We start from the raw sequence: 16638 nt of genomic DNA, 5'->3' as shown, positions 1-16638 counted from the left end.
CCGTGGAGATCAGCGTCGGGCGTCGGAATAGCCCCGATCATCCAATCGTCTGACAGCGATGTCGAGTAACCATCTAGCGACCCGGTTGAGCACCGTCGCCTGCTCGAAGTGTCTCGCCAACGCGGGGCTCACTGCGTAGTAGCCACGGATGAAGGCCCTTCCGATCGGGGACGTCGCGAGGTCGGCATCTCGGAAGCGACGAAGTGTCAACACCGGAGCCGCGTCATAGGAGCCGTATACCGCGGTGGCGATATAGCAACCGCTCTTGGCTGGTTGATCGTTTCCGTGAGAAACGGCGGGCTGGCCGGCAGCGAGCTTGAGTTTAGTCGCCCTGGAGTCGCCGGCGTGTTCGGCTCTGGTGAACCAGTACACCGCCTGCGCGGTTTCGCCGCGCTCATCCAAGGCTTCGCCTAGATTCACCATGATGTCGCCCCGCTCCGCCGCGGAGAAGTGGTCGCCTTCAAGTGCCTTCGTGTAACACTCGATAGCCTGACCAAGGTCCTCTCTCCAGTGATAGGCACGGCCGAGCCCGAACATCCAGTCGGCTCGGGAAGCTGCGTCCGGGCTGCCTATCTCCAACGCCTTACGGAACCAATCGATCGCTCGGTCGGGGTCGTTCCGTTTCAGCAGGGCGTGCCCGAGCATCGGCATCGCGAGTACCTCGCCGGCTTCGGCAGCTTCGGTGTACCAGCGGATGGCTTTGTCGAGGTCACCCCGCTTTTCTAGAAGCACTCCCAAGGTGGACATCGTGATACGCCGGAGCTCGACTTGCCAAATCCCGTCTCCAAGCGCCTTGGTGTTCCAGTGGATCGCCTGATCAATGTCGCCCCGCAGCTGCGCGGCAGTTGCGAGATCCAAGGTTGCGAGGACCTCGGCGTCCAACGGAAATACGGCCGATCCGGGATTCTCGCGTTCGCCGCGCTCCCAACGATCTTGGATTTGTGCAACTTGGTCACTACCGAGATCGTGATCCAGTCGAGTTGCGGCTTGGTTCAGTTCCTCGACCATCACCGAGTATCCCCGTGGTGTTCGGTAAATCGGATTCCCGGAGATCCGAGCCAAGTAGGGCTCCAACTGGGACCAAGACTTCGACGATAGGAGCAACTCCGCGATGTCGTTCGCGAATGCAGATGGCTCTCCGAGCTCAACTGCGAGCGCGTTCGGCGAACGGTCATAGATTGTCCGACCAACAGCCGCAAGTTCGAGCGCCTCAGCCAAGTAGCCAGCGCACGCAACGGTCTTGTAGAGCGATCTGATGAGCGAGGTGTATACAACACCTGACCTGCGAGTGAGTTCGATGTAGGTCCTAGCCGAGCCGAGGTAGTCCTCGCTTCTCTTCAGAGTCATTCCAATAGTCATGTCGATTGACCACGAAGGGGGAACGCTGTCCGATGTCTGTCGGAGCGTACCGAGCTCCGAAATGAAGGGACGGACGAGTGCTGGCAATTGTTCCGCGGTCATTGAGCCCCTTTACTCACGCGCCCGAGCAGGGAGCATCGGGCACGGTTACGTGATACATATTGCCCGTCCGTGTCCCTCTACGCCACCAGCTCGTAGTGGCTCAGCCTCTGACGGAGTAACGCCAGTCCCTGCGATCGCAACTGCGAAACGGCGGAGTGGCTGACCCCGAGCGCCTCGGCAAACTCACCGACGCGCACTTCCGTGTCCCCGCAGTGGAGAAGCTCGATCACGCCGCCGGACCCGATCCGGCAGCACCGCGACGGCGGCCCTGACCTGTCGGCGGCGCTCTTGGGCGAGCAGTACTGCCTCGGGCTGCGCTGCGTCGCCTGGCAGCACGTCGGCAACCGCGTCGACGTCGTTGAACACCGGGGCGCCGGCCCGCCAGTAGTTCCGCGTCCCCGGTTTGGAGTTCCGAGCGCAGAGACTCGCTCGCGACCCAGGGTGTGTGTGTGCGGGGTCACAAGCAGCCATTACTATTCGGGCATGCCTTTGATTCCCCAGCAGAACATCATCGTGATCGACAACTCCGGCGGGACCGTTGAGAAGGCGGTCGCAAAGCTTTACAAGGAGCTTGAGGTCTATCCGGCCGTGCGGATCGTCTCGATCAGCATCACCTTCACAAGCCTGGCGATGGGCGTTCAACTGGTTGCAGTGGTTGAGACCGTCTAGTGCCTGACGAGCCGCGACCATACTCCGAGCGCCCTGCGGCCCGCCCTGACCCTGAGCGGGTCAAGGCGCGAGACGAGCAAGCAGCTCGCGCCGAAGCCAATTCCAAACAGGGAATGGGAGGGTGTGGGTTCGGATGTCTCTTGATATTCGGCGCTGGAGCCGTCGTGTATATCATTGGGTCGATCATCGGCGCGCTGATTCCGGGGTAGCCCGCGCGGCTAGGGGGCTGCGCCCCTCTGCTCAAGGAGCGAGATGCCGTCCTCAAGGTAGTTCACCGCTGACTCGAAGTGGGCGGTGAGGGCGACGAGGTCTCCGGTGACCCTGACTTGAAACCCGATGTGGTCCGCGCTGTGCAGACGAGCGTTGCTGTGTTGCCAGATGGAGTGACGCCGACCGTGCGCGAGTCCGCTCGTGCGCTGCCACTGCATCAGGAGTGTCTCCTGCTCGGGCGTGTGCCTAATGACGAAGACCTCGGCAGCATCGAGCCGATCAGTGATCGACGGCGCTGACAGAGTCACGCCAGCATTGTTGGGCCGAGCGTCACGCATCTCTTCGAACTGTTTGAGATACGGATCGTCGGGTTCAAGCCCTCGGTGTTTTGCGCCGGCGGCCGTGGCGGCTAGTCGACGACTATCGTTCAACGACTCCCTGGAGAGCTGAATTGCGCGAAGCACTCGTGTGTCGCGATCGGGGGGACCAATGAGCCAGAGGGCCACGCCCGCGCATTCGAGCGCGCTTCGCGTCAGCGTGAAGCCCGCGAAGGCGGGCATTGTGTCGGCCTTCATCAAGAGGTCGGAGACAGCCTTGATATGGTCCGCGCCGACGGACAACAGTCCACGAGCTTGGTGACTGACGGCGTCCGTAGTCGATGCGCGATCATCGCCCGCCAATGAGCTTCGTGGCTGCACTTTGAACGTCTGCAAGCGATCGATGAGTGGCTCAACACCCTCGCTGACGAGCGGGAAGTATTCGGCGGCAATCTCTCGACCACGCCCATGCTGAAACTCTTCGTCTGAAATCAGCGGCGCCATAGGTAGAACGTACCGGCGAACGTAGCAGGGCCGGCACCCGATGGAGGATGCCGGCCCTGCCGGGTTCGTCCCTACGCCGTGAGGTCGACCGTGACGATCGCCGCGGGGGCGAACACGTCGGTCGCGAACCGGCCGTCGGTACGGGCGCGGACCTCGTTCTTTGCGAAGCCGCTGATCGCATCCCAGACCGTCTCGATTCCCTGGCTCCGTGTGACACGCCGTCACGTGCCGTCCGCGCGATGCAAATAAACCGTTTGTCGAGCGACACTCACTCACCCGATACACTCGCCGCATGGCACAGAACGTGCGGATGCAAAACGTTGCGGAGCAGCCGACCGAGAAGCTGGAGATTCATCTCCGCAAACTCGCATACCCTCGCCGCGCGCTCGACCACGTTGAGGGTGCATCGGTTTGGTTCATCGGCCTGTTCGTCGCTATCGTCCTTGCGCCGTGGATACTCCCTGCATTGAACTCAAATCTTCAGTTCGGTCCCGGTTGGCTGATTTATTGGGTCCCGCTCACGGTTTGCGCCGCGCTCATCCCGATGGGGATTGTCGGCGGAAAGATCGCCGACGTACGCGAGGACAAGGAGTTGGCGGCGGCAATCGGTGCCGAGCTCGAACGGCGCACGTCCATCTCAAACTGAGCTGATCATCGACGGTCGTCGTTAGACGCTGTCCGGGAAGGGAACCTCGTGGAAATTGCTGTGCTCATCACAAACATCGGGCTGTTCGCCGCCACGGTCATCGCGGCGATAATCGCTTGGCGATCTGTCAGCGACGCCCGCGAGGCGCGTGACGAGGCGAAGCGGCACGAAGCAGCTGCGCTAGCGGCCGCGATCAACGCGGCAGACGCAGCGGTGCGCTCGGCGGACGAGCACAAGCGTGCTGCTGATGCCCTCGAACGCCAAGCAGACATCGCCGAGAGTGCCACTGCCAAACCGCCATGGCATATGGAGCGCGTTGCCAAAACCCGTTGGAAGCTGACGAACCAATCGGGGGCCAATGCTGACTTCGTTGACATCAAGGGGGAGCCGGACGGACACCTCCAGGTAGAGGACGAGCAACCCTGGCGCGATATCGCTAAGGGTGCGAGCGTGTTCTTCCAGTTTGGCGGAGGAATGACTGACCCGGGCAGCATCAACGTGAGGATCAACTGGAGGGATCCAATCAAGGGCGGACGCGAGGCTGTTGTCACAATTCCCTAGCAGCGAACCGATCGCGCCTGCCCCGCAGGGCTTGGCAGGCCGAAGGCGGTGCGACCACCGCGACGATAACGCGGAGAGGAGACGGAACGTTGCGGTGCGGAAGCGTGCCGGTGACGACGTACCGGCCACGGAGCGACCCCGTATCGCAGCTACCGCCGACGGGTCGCCAGCGGCGCGCTCACGGGACGGAGACGGCGTAGCCGGCAGCGGCGCGTTACACGGCGCGATGGCGGTGAGGACGCGGGTGTTTGGGGCTGCTGGAAGTGGGGGAGTGCCGCGTCCGAGAGGGCGAGCGCCAGCGAGCCCGGTGTCTCAAGCTGTCGCTATTGTCGAAGCGTGATCGACTTCGACGTTTCCGAGCTGCCACAGCGACCCCACGAGTGGGCCGCGCTTGTTCGCGCGGCACTAGCAGCCAACCAACACGACGAGTATCACTGGATCGAGTGGAAATCGGCGCTGGATCTTAACGACCAGCAGATAGTCGGGCAAACGCTCGCGAAGGCGATTGTCGCGATGGCGAATCGTGAGCCCGACATTGCCGGCGATTACTTCGGTGGGGCTGGTGTCATCCTCATCGGGCTGTCCGATGGCACGCTTCACGGCGTTGAGTCAGTCGATCATGCTCAGTTCGAACCCCGCCTCACACGATTCATTGGTGAAGACGGTCCGCGTTGGACCCCGCATTGGATTCCCATCGATGGAGAAACTGTACTGGCGATCGCGGTGGGCGCGCCCCGTCAGGGTGACCCAATTCATTCCTTCCGAGCCGCAGCAGGGAAGATCACCCCGGGCACCATTTATGTTCGTAAAGGCTCCCGATCGGTACCTGCCGACCACGAGGATCTGCAACGCCTTGCACGACGCTCGCTGCCCAAGCAGGTACAGCAGTCGCTGGACATTGATGTCGAGGTCAGATACCCCGAGGCGTTGCCGCGGGTGGCTCCCAACCCAGCAGACTTGGCCAAGTACCTCGCGGACGAACGCCAGAAGCTCCTAGAACCGTTGGAAGCTCACCTCGCGTCGCTGAACACGCCCCTCGGTTTCGCCGCCATCAAGGGGGCCCTGAACACTTCGTCGGGGGAGCAGGACCTCCTTGTGAAGCATTTGACCGCCGAAACCCGCAACCCGGACCGATTCAGGGAAAGTGTCGAGGAGTACTTGGCTGAGGTTGCTAATGGGTGGGAAGCGGCGATGGACGCGGTTGCGTTCGTCTCGTTGCCCGCACCGGAGTTTGTCCTCATCAACCGGTCGAACCGCAATTACGTCGACGTCAGAGTCCAGTTGCACGTCGCCGGTCAGGCGCGCGCCGGAGACGGAACTGAAGATCCACTTGACGTCCTGCCCAGGCCTCCCAAGGCGTGGGGGACAGTGAACAGCTTCAGCTCTGCCTTTGCGTCCCAAACCGATTTAGCTCACGAACTGTCTCTCGGCTTCCCGTCGGCTCCTGCATCAATCATTTCCAACGGCGGGAGTTTTCAGATCGAGTTCTTGGACGTCAACCTTCGTCCGCGAGGTGAGGCAGTTCTTGACGACGAGATCGTCATCGTGGTTCCGGCGGAGCGATCTGAACCAGTAGTTGCTGAGTGGACCGCAACCGCCAGCAACATTGATGCTGTGGCGTCGGGATCCTTCGAGATCGAGTTCGCTGCCTCGGCTCGGGTTCTCTACTTCCATCCGGATGCTTAGGAGTTAGTCCTTCAGGCTGCCGCAGCGAGCCGCATCACGAACTGCGCGACTTGGTCTGCATGCCGCTCGGCGTGACCCGCTTCGATGATCTGCTCGCGCAGCAGTAGTTGCCCATTGATGACTTGGTCGCTCGTCAACGCTGGTGAGCCGGACCCGTACATGAACGCGGCTGCTGCGGTCGTCCATTCTTGGAGCTCCGAGGTGTTGGCCGGCACGGAGCCGGCGACCGCTTCGACAGAAGCGATGTAGTCGGTCTCCGTCTTGGGCAGTACCCGCCGTACGACGTCAGCCGCCAACTCGATGAGGACGCCGCGGCGTTCGAGTGTCGAGGTCAGCAGCTGACGCGCAACCGGTAGCAGGGTCGCGTCATGGATCCGCCCCGGGCCCGAGAAGTACCGCGCTGCGCGCCCCGTCCATGCGTCGATGTCTTCGCTGGTCGACGCCGAATCCGGTGCGTCGCCGACAGCGGGCCATACCTCGCGCAGCAGGCTCCGCACGTAGCTGCGGTCCTCGGCTCGCTCCGCCTTCTCCGCCGCGAAGCGGGCGCGCTCGGCGTTTCGTTCATCCACGAGCTGCGCGAGATCCGTCTTCCGATCCGCTTTGATGAACATCGCCAGACTCTCCTCCGCGTGCGCATCGAGCTGTGGACGAAGCCGCTCCGCTCCTAGACCCGGCAGCGCCGCCGTCACACGCCTTCGAAGGTCCCGCGCGGAGCGCTTCGTCAGCCCGAGCACCTCGGGGTCGACTCCACCGAGGCCGCTTGCCGCTGCGAGCCAAGCGCGCATGCCCAGAACCTCGGAGTACGCGAACGCAGGGTGCGGGACCTCCGAGATGAGCTCCGCGAGCGGGTCGGCGCCGTAATCGCCGGTGGCCAGCGTTTCGATCGTGTCCGCCCACGCCCACGCGCGGTCTCCCTCGTCCCGGGATAGTTTCGTGAACGACCAGCGGGCGGTTCCCAACGACGTTGAGTTCTGTCGCTTGATCCAACCGAGCTTGACCAAGTTTCCGAGCACGATCCCGGCGTTACCCGGTGTGAGGTTCGTTTGCAGCGCCAGCCAGTCGCGGGAGGCCAACGCATTCGAATAGCCGCGACCGTCGAGTAGCGTCTGTGCCCCGAGAACAGCGAGAGCCGCACGCGCGGTGACTTGGGCCTTCTTACCCACACCAACCCCGGGCCGGGCCGGGGCGAGGAGGTGACCGACGACACTGCGAGCGACGTGCAGGCGGGCGGCGGGCAGCTGGCCTGGGGGAGTGGAGGCAGAGGAGCCGACGAGAGCGATGTGTGACCGGGCAGCCTTGACAAGTCGGTACCAGCTGCGATCGGAGCGTGCGACAACGCGAACCGGTTCTGAGCCGAGCCTGAGAATGGAACGCCGAGCAGCAGCGGGGGCGAAGCCCCGATCGAGTGCGAGTGTCAGCGTGGCGAGGATCCGGGAAGTCGGTGACGGGTCTGCAGCCCGGTCAGTGAGCACGCGACGTAGCAGGTCATCGAGCGTCGGAAGGGGCGCGTCAGCGCCGGTGTCAGAGGTAAACGCAACAGACATCAGGAAGCTCCAAGCAGTAGATAGCCAGTTTCTGGATGCCCCGGAGCGAAGCGTCAGGGGTCATCCAGACTGTGTGCGGCTATCCCGTCTATGCGCGGCAGCGCCCGAGGGCACCGTGAAGTCAGCCGCGCAACTACGTGAACGCCGGCGATCAGCAACAGTCACGCAGCGTCGACATCCCGGCTCCGCCTCCGCTAGCGCTCCGTCTCCGCCGGCATCGCAGCGTCCACGTCACGCCATTCGTCATGGAACCTTCGTATCGACGTCGGCACGCAGGCGTCTCGGTGTCGATGCGGCGCCGTACCGCAATCGCGGCGCGGGCGGGACGGAGACGCTGCGTGGGCGTGAGGGCGCCGGAGGCGCCCGGTGTGAGCGTGACGCTGACGATCCGAGACGCTGCGTGGTTGATGACGAGTCGAGGACGGTACGGGTGCGCGGCGCGATCTGGACGGTGACGATGTCGACGCGATCACCTATGCGCAGGACGGTACGTAGGACTCAGTCTTGTACTGGGTCAGGAACGCTTTGTGGACTGAGGACCATCTGTACTCAGGGATCGATTCGTTCTCGTAGAGAACGACCTGATCATCTTCTCTTCGACCCTTTCCTCTCCGGCAGCTGCTCGGCCTCATAGGTCCCGACTTGGAGCCACCACATGTCTTCGACCGGGAATTGGTCGAGGCCCCGCGCGGGAAGCGCGGACGGGGGTTCACAGCGTCCGTGCCCTTGGTCCTCGCACAGATGGTCGAGCCTGAGAAGTCCGGGGTCGAGTGGCAAGCGTTCACGGTGGGGGATCTCGTAGACGGTCCAGTTCCTTGCCATGGCAGCAACATGACCGTCGCCTTGGAGGACGCCGCAACTCGGGCAAATCTGAGCAGCGTAGGTTCGGTCCACCTGCTTGCTGGTTCGGACCTCGTACCTGATGGGTGAGGGGAGCCCGCTTCGACTGATTGCCGATCGCACCGAGTCTTCAACTCGGATCTCTGAGCGCTCGACGAGCCACGGCCGGTACCCACCCAGTTTGCTGAGCGCGAGCGCGTGGCCGCAGCGCGTTTCAAGCTGCACTGCCTCCAGATGCCACAGCGAGAGCCATTGGTTGCACTCCGGCCGCCAGCAGCGAGCCATCGCCGTCGAGACATGGAGCTGCCGGGTCGCGACTTCGACTCGCGATCGCACGTCCCCTCGCAGCAGACGTGCGAAGCCCTCGGACAGCGCAATGTCCTCGGTGCGTCCGGGCCGCCCCGGCACGGAGATCCTGAGTTCATCGGCCGTCCCAGCGATCGCATGATTGGGCACACGCTGGGCGTTCGTGAGGTTCTTCTCTGAGACCAGCCACCGGCATTCGAGCTCGGCGTTCGTGTACCGCGCCTGCCGCCGGACGAAGTCGGCTTCCGTCTGCGCCGACCACTGGATCTCAATGGCGAGCTTGATGTTGCCGCGTTCTAGCAACACGTCGGCGATCCACTCTCGATCCGGCCCCATGAACTCGACCGTGGATTTCCACCCGAGCTCGCGCGCGACCTCGGCGACGATCGCTTTTGCGCGCAAGTGCTCGGGTGTCTCTCCGCCCTCGTGTAGCTGGCAGTCGGCCTTCAGCTTGTGTGCGAAAAACTGTAGGCCTAGCGACGAGGTCTTCGGCACACCAGGTTGCCCGCAACTCATCGTCAACCCGGTTGTCCGATACGAAGATTTGAGCGCGCTCCATTCGTCCTCCGGCATGCTCCACGACTCAACGCGCAGACCGGCTACGACGGCTACTAGAGGCATGGCTATACGGTAACCGAACGAATCTCGCCTTGGCGATGCGGATTCGCCGCATCTGTCGTACCTGAGCTCGACTGTTCCGCGCATAGGAGGAGCAGCGCCACCGACGACAGGAGACACAGTGCCGAAATTCGACAGCCCCACCCTCATCGCCACCGAGGCGCAACGCCCCATAGCGCGCATCAGCCCCACGTCGGGTGCGTTCGTGAAGGTCACCGTCGCTGTGACGTTGATCTCTTTCGCTGCCGCGTTTCTCATCTCCGGCTTCGCACAAATCTGGGTGGGCGAGCAGATAGGGCTGCCTGGTTGGGCGCGAATCGCGGTACCTCTGGCGATCGACGCGCCGATGTTGGCGTTCGGACTCGGGGCGATCTCGCACCGAGCGCGCGGCGAGTCGACTCGCGGTTCTTACGTGTGGCTCGCCACGTTCACTGGCGCCTCAATTGGTGCAAACGTCTGGCATTCAGCGTCGCTAGGCACGGTAGAGGGTTGGGGCATCCTTGGCGCTGTTGTTGTCTCCGCGCTCATCCCAGTAGCAGTGCTCGGCACCTCCGAACAGGTACTCGGCATCCTGGTCGCGCCGCCCACGTCCACCGATCGCGAACTACTTCGGGCTAAAGCGCGTGTTGTTGACCGTGTGGCGATGTCCGGACAGGCCGCAGGGTCAAAGCGACCACGCAAGAGCCCCGACGAGGCTCACGACGAGGCTCAGCTGATCAAGGCCGCGAAACTGGCGGAGCCCGACCTCAGTGGGACCGAGTTGGCCAAGCTGTTCAATGTTTCGAGAGTGACCGTGTCGAAGGCGCTGAACTCGCCGGCGTGACCGGGATGATCGTTTGTATCAGCGCAACGCCGCGACCCTCATTAGGAGGCCTTCGATGACCGATCCCGTACCCTACACCGCGAGTTTTCACCCGTCTCAGGGAACGAGGGCTGGCACCGGCGCTGTCGCTACGGTCTTCGCTGAGCATGGGGTCCTGCCCACTCGGCTCACTGATCCTCTCGATTTGAACGGCGCCCCAGTCGTTGGCAACTGGGAGTATGACGAGGCGGATCATGAGCGCCGTCTCGTCTCGTACCGACCGGCTTAACAGCCGGCGCGCCCCAGTAGCGGTGCCGCGTTCGGTGTTGGGGCTCTCGCCTTTGGCGAGACGACTTGACTCCACCGCGGAGAATGCCACCGGGCGCATTGATTCGCTTAGGCCGTGGCCGCGCCCACGGCTTTGCCTACCATCGCCCGGACACGTTCCGGCACTCGCTCGCAGATCGCTCGTGACCGCGCTGGACGAGTGATCAGCTCGTCGACTAGGTCGTTGATCGACTCGAAGATCAACTCCACGATTTCTTCTTCGTTCGGGTCTAGGACGAGCATCGTGACATCGTCTGGCTCGTCCTCGACGTGCAAGGACTTGTTGCCGACGTGGCGGATGACCGCCAACATCTCGTCCAAGGGAGTGGACACCCTCCCAAGCACGGGATCGATCCGGTCGGCCAAGGACACCTTGCCAGCGTCCGGATCGAGTTCGCGGAGTAAGCGTTCGAGCGTGGCCGAGGCGCGTGCGGTTGCTGCTCTCTTGGATATTGCAAGGACGTCTGCGGCTTCCGTATACAGCTCTCGTGCTGCCGCAGGCATGTCGGCGTGAGGCCGGCGCGCAAGCGACGCTCGCGGATAGATTAGGACGTCGTCCCGTTATGCCGACGAGTTGTCGCACCGGCCGCACAGGGACATAGCCCATGAGCCGGAGACCACTGTGTTGAGACCCTCGGCGGGGGCCGAGTATTTCGTCTCCTTTATTCGACTGCGGTCGCGCATCGCTTCATGACCTGCGTTTCACGTCAGTTCGACATGACCCTGTTTTATCCGGATATCGTTGCTAGGCTCCGAGTGTTTCTGCTTGTAGGGAGGGACCTCATGTCACTCAGCATCGATCCCCAGTCGGCCGTTTTCAAGGACATCGACACGCTCAAGCGCCATCTGAAGTCGAAGGGGTACGCCACGAGGGTGGTACTCGATGACAAGACAATGGAGAGAGCGAGTGCCCTCGTGACCAGTGATAAGAGATACAGGCTCACGCCGCCAGATGAGCTTCGATATCTCGAAGGGCTGCTCGATCTGCCCATGGGCCACATGAAGGAATTCGGTACGATACCCGCCGTCGGACATGAAGTGTGCTCATGCGGACGAACCCCCAGCGCGCTGGATGTCGTCGTCACCGCACTGAAACAGCGCATTCACGACAAGGCGTTGGTGAGAGACACGCTGCTTGGCACGCAGAACACCTTCGAGATGTCTGACACCGGGCGAGACGCCTTCTGCGTGAGTTGTGGAAGGCTCGTCAGGGCGTCCGTCTACCGCTACAAGGAATCATACCTGTACGCATGAACGCTCTTCCCGGAATCACGACGGTCGACGCACGGAGACTTTGAGCAGACAGTGGAACCTAGCGTACAGATCGTCGATGTGGCACACTTCGCGGCGTCGCAAATCGCCACTGCGGTGGGGCGGCACAAAGGAGCATCCATGACAACACTATTGGAACGGAATTTGTCGAGGTGAATGAGGCCAGCGGGAGTTTAGGCGGCTAGTTTTCGCGGCGGTTTCATCGTCGGTGTTCTCGGCTGGCTTGTCGATCCAGGTCGTGGCGGGCAGGGCGAGGATCTTCGGGTCGACCGAGGTGGCGAACCGTTCGGCGTTCCGGGCACGGGCGGCGGATTGCGGATCGAGCGGACGAGATCTCAGGCTATCGGCGGGCCTCTCGCCGCAAGCATGACCAGTTCGAAGAGACACGAGACGAACTAGCTTGGCGGCTCTGGCCGTTCTGCTGGACAAGGAGAAGCGGCTGCAGCTCGCCGCCCGATTGCGAGCGTGTACGTCGGTTATGCCCGTTTCGAAGCTCGGTGGCGACGAAAGCTTTCCCGGGCATACTCGGCGGCGTTGGCAGAGGCCCGGCCGATGGGTGGTGCCCTCGACATCGTTGAGTTCAACTCGCAGCGCGGCACGCTTGTTGCACGAGGCGCTTCGCCATTTCCCAGCTGATTGGATCGGCGCGGTCAAAACCGACCCGATTGCGATCGTCGTCGCCCCCGACGGCGCGTCTTACGGCGAGGGCAAAATCTCTGGCCGCGCCGCGAGTTTTGCCGGTCCGTTGATCGTGCTCGACAGTCGTGTCTCGCGACGCCATCTCCGCGGGATGGCGATTCATGAGCTCGCCCATCACTTCGCGATGCGAAGCGCCCAGATCATCGACGTCGAACGCGATTTCATCGAGCTTCGTCGTGAACGCGGCGCCGACGGCGCACCTGCCTCTGCCGTGCCGGACGAGGAATACCCCGAGATCAAGCTGGTGCCCGGCAGCTTTGTCAACGGGTACTTCGGGGCCATTCACCCAGAGATTGGTGGCCACGATGTGCTCACATGCGGAGCCGAGGCGTTGTTTGCCGGCCAATACGGAGGGCTGATCGGTTCCGACAGCTACGAGAGCGACGACCAGCTGCGAGCCCCCTCGTGTCGGTCCTCCGCGATCACAAGACTTCTGGAAGGAGTTGAGACTTTGAGAACGCTGGAGGGAGCGTCTCGCGGGCATTCTGACATTGTCAGCGAAGTCGAGACTTCCCGCACTCGTGGTTGTATTTTTGCGCAAACCCATCAGATCTTCCGTTCGCGAGAAACGAGGTCGGTGGCCTCTGATCTTTCCCCGCTTTGTAGGACGGTTCGGGCTCCTGGCTAGTCAAGAGATCAGCACTCGTGTGCGAGCTGACTTCCTGTCGCTACCAGGTTCCGCAGCAACGTGAGACCACTTGACGTTGGGACGAGGCGAGGCCGTTCGACGTCATCACAGGCTGCGAGCGAGGGCGCCTAATCACTCGGTCGAAGTGAGATCTTGCGTGCCGCCACCTGCGCCACCGCTCGATCGGGGTCGGTCGCAGCGAGCGAAATGACCTCCGGGGCGGTCATATTGTCTCGCACCGCGCGCATCCGATCCGGAGTATCCCAGAACGCCAGGTAGCTCAACGGCACAGGACGCCCGCCGGGTCCGCTGTTCGACCAGTAGGGCGGCTTGCCATACATGGGCAAGCTTCTTGTCCTGGCGGCGGCCTGCCACAGGACACCCCAATTTGCTTCTCGGGTCTGGTGGTAGCTGCTGAGGATTTCGTCAGCCGCCGCGAGGTTGATGCCGTCAATCTGCGTGGCCGCGGGATCTTCTACGATCATCTGCCGGAGGGCGGCCATGATAAACCGGGTCCGGGTCGGATCGGACTTTCCTACGGGCTGACCCTCGGGGTATGCCTCCCCAGTGGTTGGGTTGACGCCCTTACGCTTGGCCGCCGCTGCCAGCGCTTGCCCGATCAGGAAAAGTCCGAGGGCGGGAAGGAACCATCCGCCCGCTGGCCCCCAACCTGCATCAGACGCGACGGCTCCCCACAGTGCACCTACGAACGCGAGCATGACGAAGCACCAGACCACGATCACAAAAGTCGCCAGTCCTGCGAGAGCCCTGCCGCTCATGCCTTATGGTCCGGTCGAGTCACTCTCATACGGTAAAGGTAGCCGACTGCTGTGGCCGTCAGCTAGAAGGAAGCAGGCCTGGAGTAAAGATGGCACGGTCGCCTGCGCGGCAGAAAGGGTACCCGCGCGACTTCCGGCGGTGGCCACCTTCCTCTTCAGGTGGACATGGCTGCCGCCGGAGTCTTGATTTGCCTGACTCAAGTCCCATGTTCGCTGAGAACCGACAACTCGTTTCACCCGCGCCTCCGGCTCGCAGGCTCTCGGAGCCCAGCCGGTCGTGCAGCTCACGCATAGGCAGGGCATGAGCCACCACGTCACACGAATGTCCACGACCGACCGCGCCTCCGAGGCGTGGGACTCAGTCAGTCCGTGCACGCGACCGCTTGCGTACTCGATTGCGGACGCCGCCGCTGCAGTCGGGCTCGGGCAGACTATGCTCCGTGACCACATCAAGTTGGGGCTGCTCGAAGTTCGCTACGTCGGGAGCAAGCCCATCGTCACCGCTGTCGCGCTAGAACAGTGGCTCCTCGGATTGCCGACCAAGGCACCGAAGACCGCCTAGTTAACAGGATCGCTCTCCTTGGGCCGGAGTTCGAAATTGATCGAGGCCCCGAGCCTGCTCAGCGCGTCGCGTTCGGCGGCGAAAGTCGCGTCCCCGGCGTCGTATTTGAGACTCATCTCGACGGTTGCGTGGCCCGCGATGCTGCGGATGATTTCCAGGGGAATTCCAGCGCGACGCATCAGAGTGACCGCGGTGACGCGCGAGTCGTGTACGCGCACCTGTGGGCCACCCGCCCTTTCGAGTACCGCATGCCAAGCGCGGTTGTCTGCTGATGGATCGATGGGGGACCCGTCGAGGGGGAGGAGTGTTCGAACGCTGGGAGTCAAACTGTCCGCACTACGCCCATTGTTGCCGCCGCGATTGCGCTTTCTCTCGCTCGTCCACATCAGTCCGAAGGGATTCGGCTCGGTAGCCGCCTCGTCGACGCGCTCCTCAAGCCACGCTCGGAGCGTGGCCTCCATCGGAACGGTCCGGGCCGAGCCACGGGTCTTTGGGCGTAGGAGCATCAGACCGGAGTCGACGTCGAGTACACGATGCTCGTACTCCTCTTTCACATCGCGACGGCGCTCCGGACAGCTGCCGCCGCGGACCTTGCCGCACGGATACATCCCGCCGTGTATCGGGTCCGGGGAGCACCCATGGGCCCACGGCACCGCTTGAAGCGCCCATTCCAAATGGATGAGCCCCGAGCCGAAGTCCGCTCGCTCGATTTCAAGTCCAAGGATCTCGCCTTGGCGTGCCGCCGTAAGCAGTCCAGCAGCCCATCGAGAGCCGAGGCGGTCATTGCGCGTCACATCGAAAACTCGGAAGGCATCGTCGACGGATAGCGCCACCGGTTTGTACGCTCGCGCCGGAATCTTCTTGATGAGGGGCATGGGGTTGAACGGCATCAACTTGTGCGTTTCGGCACTGAGCGCGGCTGAGGCGAATATCGCTTGGGCCTGCCGGGCACTCGTTGCTGATCGGCCCGTCCTGATTGCATAGTGGACGATGGCTTGCGCGTGCTCGGCGGTGAAATCAGTGAGCAGCACGTGACCGATCGCGGGGATGATGATGGTCGAAATCTTGGACTTGTACCCGGCGCGTGTGCGTGGTTTGGAGCGATTGATAGTGTCAAACCAATGCCACATCCAGCGCTTGACCGTCCAAGGGTTACTCACAACCCGGATCTTTGCGAGCCCGGCGTTCGACCGCGCATCCCTGAACTTCTGTTCAACTCTGCTTTGGGTCCGCGCTGTGACGCGGATGCGGTCGGGCTTGTATTCCATGACCCAGAGGTTGCGCTTCTCGTCGAAGAACTGGGTCCCCGCTCCGGCGGTCCGTCGCGCCTTCTTCACGGCCTCATCGACCTCCGCCACAACGCCGTCCTTCCGCGAACTCCCGTTCGCCGCATGTCTCAAATCAGGTGTAGTCACAAGTGTAGTCGTTCGTGTCGTTTCGCACGGCATCGTGCGGCATCAAAATCCCCGTACTAATGCGGCTCTACCATCGTTCACACGTGATTTCAGCGGACTAATAATCCGTCGGTCACGGGTTCAAGGCCCGTCCGCCCTACGAAAAAAGGTGTCCCTACACAATCTGGATACCCTAGTCTCGTGCGTCTCCTCACCTACGACTCTGCCGAATCGATCTCGGAGTATCACGACACCTTCCTGAACGAGCTACAGAGAGCGCAGGACCGGCTTTACAGCAGGCTGGAGCACACCCCGGAGTTCCAGCCGGACAAGACTGTTGAAAGTCTGCGCTTCTTGGGCGACTGGTTCATCGATCGGTTGAAAGCTAACGAACCTGACGGCGACATGTACTTGCCTGTTTGGTGGGACATGGCATTTCCACCCGCAGGCACGGGCACGCCAAAGGATGCCCGATGGACTCCGCAGCAGCTGCGTCTCATCGATCAGGTGCACGCGTACTACGTCGACGTACTTCAGGCGCAGCGCCCGGATGCGTTCTGGATCAGCTTCAAGGGCGAACATCGCGACAGCCGGAACGGTAGTACCTTGCTGGTGGTGGGAAATGCCGAGATGCCCGTTATCACGCTTAATCCCATATTCGGCACTGCCGTCAGGCTCTACCGGCTCGGCGAGCAGCCCGTGCCGGGCTGGTTGGCGAGCGAGGCCAGCCAGGACATCACGTCGGATGCGGCGCGGCTCTAACGAGCCATGGCCGGCCGCGGCCCGACCTGGCTCGCGCGGCTGTCGCGCGCT

At 62.7% G+C, this 16638-nt stretch carries 16 protein-coding genes; 9 read left to right on the top strand and 7 right to left on the bottom strand.

All coding sequences use genetic code 11. From position 1 onward, the window contains the following. Positions 1 to 9 precede the first annotated feature (9 nt). Positions 10 to 1347: a tetratricopeptide repeat protein gene (locus HCT51_RS08950; RefSeq protein WP_166871498.1), complete on the bottom strand. Its 1338-nt coding sequence runs from the start codon at positions 1345 to 1347 to the stop codon at positions 10 to 12. 597 nt (positions 1348 to 1944) lie between these two features. On the opposite strand from HCT51_RS08950, the gene HCT51_RS08945 reads away from it, so the two are divergent. After that, complete coding sequence (locus tag HCT51_RS08945; RefSeq protein WP_166871500.1) at positions 1945 to 2130, top strand: hypothetical protein; 186 nt, start codon at positions 1945 to 1947, stop codon at positions 2128 to 2130. A 218-nt stretch (positions 2131 to 2348) separates the two neighbouring features. Here HCT51_RS08945 and HCT51_RS08940 read toward each other — a convergent pair whose 3' ends face one another. After that, on the bottom strand, positions 2349 to 3161 hold the full coding sequence (locus HCT51_RS08940; protein WP_166871503.1) for a hypothetical protein: 813 nt from the start codon (positions 3159 to 3161) through the stop codon (positions 2349 to 2351). A gap of 292 nt (positions 3162 to 3453) precedes the next feature. Here HCT51_RS08940 and HCT51_RS08935 point away from each other — a divergent pair, with 292 nt between their 5' ends. The 3 genes from HCT51_RS08935 (at position 3454) to HCT51_RS08925 (ending at position 6054) form a co-directional block, all read left to right on the top strand. Beyond that, positions 3454 to 3807 (top strand): hypothetical protein, encoded by a 354-nt coding sequence (locus tag HCT51_RS08935; protein WP_166871505.1) that lies wholly within the window; start codon positions 3454 to 3456, stop codon positions 3805 to 3807. Between the two features lie 48 nt (positions 3808 to 3855). Next, positions 3856 to 4368 carry a hypothetical protein gene (locus HCT51_RS08930; protein WP_166871507.1) on the top strand — a complete coding sequence of 171 codons (513 nt, stop codon included), beginning with the start codon at positions 3856 to 3858 and terminating at the stop codon, positions 4366 to 4368. A gap of 336 nt (positions 4369 to 4704) precedes the next feature. Beyond that, positions 4705 to 6054, top strand: a complete 1350-nt coding sequence (locus HCT51_RS08925; protein WP_166871509.1) for an AlbA family DNA-binding domain-containing protein — start codon at positions 4705 to 4707, stop codon at positions 6052 to 6054. Positions 6055 to 6065: 11 nt separating this feature from the next. On the opposite strand, the gene HCT51_RS08920 is transcribed toward HCT51_RS08925, so the two are convergent. Continuing rightward, positions 6066 to 7598, bottom strand: a complete 1533-nt coding sequence (locus HCT51_RS08920; protein WP_166871512.1) for a hypothetical protein — start codon at positions 7596 to 7598, stop codon at positions 6066 to 6068. Positions 7599 to 8183: 585 nt separating this feature from the next. Then, entirely contained in the window at positions 8184 to 9365 is a 1182-nt protein-coding gene (locus tag HCT51_RS08915; RefSeq protein ID WP_166871515.1) for a competence protein CoiA, read from the bottom strand. 118 nt (positions 9366 to 9483) lie between these two features. Between HCT51_RS08915 and HCT51_RS08910 the strand changes: the two genes are divergently transcribed. Beyond that, a complete protein-coding gene (locus HCT51_RS08910) occupies positions 9484 to 10185 on the top strand; it encodes a DUF2637 domain-containing protein (protein WP_166871518.1) in 702 nt (233 codons plus the stop codon). A gap of 375 nt (positions 10186 to 10560) precedes the next feature. Here the strand turns inward: HCT51_RS08910 and HCT51_RS08905 are convergent, their stop codons facing one another. After that, a complete protein-coding gene (locus tag HCT51_RS08905) occupies positions 10561 to 10995 on the bottom strand; it encodes a DUF4145 domain-containing protein (protein ID WP_166871520.1) in 435 nt (144 codons plus the stop codon). A gap of 279 nt (positions 10996 to 11274) precedes the next feature. On the opposite strand from HCT51_RS08905, the gene HCT51_RS08900 reads away from it, so the two are divergent. Together HCT51_RS08900 and HCT51_RS08895 are read left to right on the top strand one after the other, a co-directional pair. Next, complete coding sequence (locus tag HCT51_RS08900; RefSeq protein WP_166871522.1) at positions 11275 to 11745, top strand: hypothetical protein; 471 nt, start codon at positions 11275 to 11277, stop codon at positions 11743 to 11745. Between the two features lie 418 nt (positions 11746 to 12163). Further along, positions 12164 to 13090: a hypothetical protein gene (locus HCT51_RS08895; protein ID WP_166871525.1), complete on the top strand. Its 927-nt coding sequence runs from the start codon at positions 12164 to 12166 to the stop codon at positions 13088 to 13090. A 128-nt stretch (positions 13091 to 13218) separates the two neighbouring features. On the opposite strand, the gene HCT51_RS08890 is transcribed toward HCT51_RS08895, so the two are convergent. Further along, the gene (locus tag HCT51_RS08890) at positions 13219 to 13833 is read right to left on the bottom strand and encodes a hypothetical protein (protein ID WP_166871528.1); all 615 of its coding nucleotides are present in this window, start codon (positions 13831 to 13833) and stop codon (positions 13219 to 13221) included. 358 nt (positions 13834 to 14191) lie between these two features. Between HCT51_RS08890 and HCT51_RS08885 the strand changes: the two genes are divergently transcribed. Next, the gene (locus HCT51_RS08885; protein WP_191413832.1) at positions 14192 to 14431 is read left to right on the top strand and encodes a hypothetical protein; all 240 of its coding nucleotides are present in this window, start codon (positions 14192 to 14194) and stop codon (positions 14429 to 14431) included. Here the strand turns inward: HCT51_RS08885 and HCT51_RS08880 are convergent. Continuing rightward, positions 14428 to 15789 carry a tyrosine-type recombinase/integrase gene (locus HCT51_RS08880; protein ID WP_166871534.1) on the bottom strand — a complete coding sequence of 454 codons (1362 nt, stop codon included), beginning with the start codon at positions 15787 to 15789 and terminating at the stop codon, positions 14428 to 14430. The two genes, HCT51_RS08885 and HCT51_RS08880, sit on opposite strands and share 4 nt — an antisense overlap. A gap of 237 nt (positions 15790 to 16026) precedes the next feature. On the opposite strand from HCT51_RS08880, the gene HCT51_RS08875 reads away from it, so the two are divergent. Further along, positions 16027 to 16587, top strand: coding sequence for a hypothetical protein (locus tag HCT51_RS08875; RefSeq protein WP_166871537.1), 561 nt, complete (start codon positions 16027 to 16029; stop codon positions 16585 to 16587). Positions 16588 to 16638: the final 51 nt, after the last annotated feature.

This window comes from Salinibacterium sp. ZJ450, from assembly GCF_011751885.2.
In the GTDB taxonomy this organism is placed as follows: Bacteria; Actinomycetota; Actinomycetes; order Actinomycetales; family Microbacteriaceae; genus Ruicaihuangia.
This window is presented reverse-complemented; position numbering and strand designations above follow the sequence as displayed.

Excerpts from the sequence above, each read along its gene's own strand:
- HCT51_RS08950 (WP_166871498.1), bottom strand. The coding sequence starts at position 1,347 with ATGACTCTGAAGAGAAGCGAGGACTACCTCGGCTCGGCTAGGACCTAC.
- HCT51_RS08945 (WP_166871500.1), top strand. The coding sequence starts at position 1,945 with ATGCCTTTGATTCCCCAGCAGAACATCATCGTGATCGACAACTCCGGC.
- HCT51_RS08940 (WP_166871503.1), bottom strand. The coding sequence starts at position 3,161 with ATGGCGCCGCTGATTTCAGACGAAGAGTTTCAGCATGGGCGTGGTCGA.
- HCT51_RS08935 (WP_166871505.1), top strand. The coding sequence starts at position 3,454 with ATGGCACAGAACGTGCGGATGCAAAACGTTGCGGAGCAGCCGACCGAG.
- HCT51_RS08920 (WP_166871512.1), bottom strand. The coding sequence starts at position 7,598 with ATGTCTGTTGCGTTTACCTCTGACACCGGCGCTGACGCGCCCCTTCCG.
- HCT51_RS08915 (WP_166871515.1), bottom strand. The coding sequence starts at position 9,365 with ATGCCTCTAGTAGCCGTCGTAGCCGGTCTGCGCGTTGAGTCGTGGAGC.
- HCT51_RS08905 (WP_166871520.1), bottom strand. The coding sequence starts at position 10,995 with ATGCCTGCGGCAGCACGAGAGCTGTATACGGAAGCCGCAGACGTCCTT.
- HCT51_RS08900 (WP_166871522.1), top strand. The coding sequence starts at position 11,275 with ATGTCACTCAGCATCGATCCCCAGTCGGCCGTTTTCAAGGACATCGAC.
- HCT51_RS08885 (WP_191413832.1), top strand. The coding sequence starts at position 14,192 with ATGTCCACGACCGACCGCGCCTCCGAGGCGTGGGACTCAGTCAGTCCG.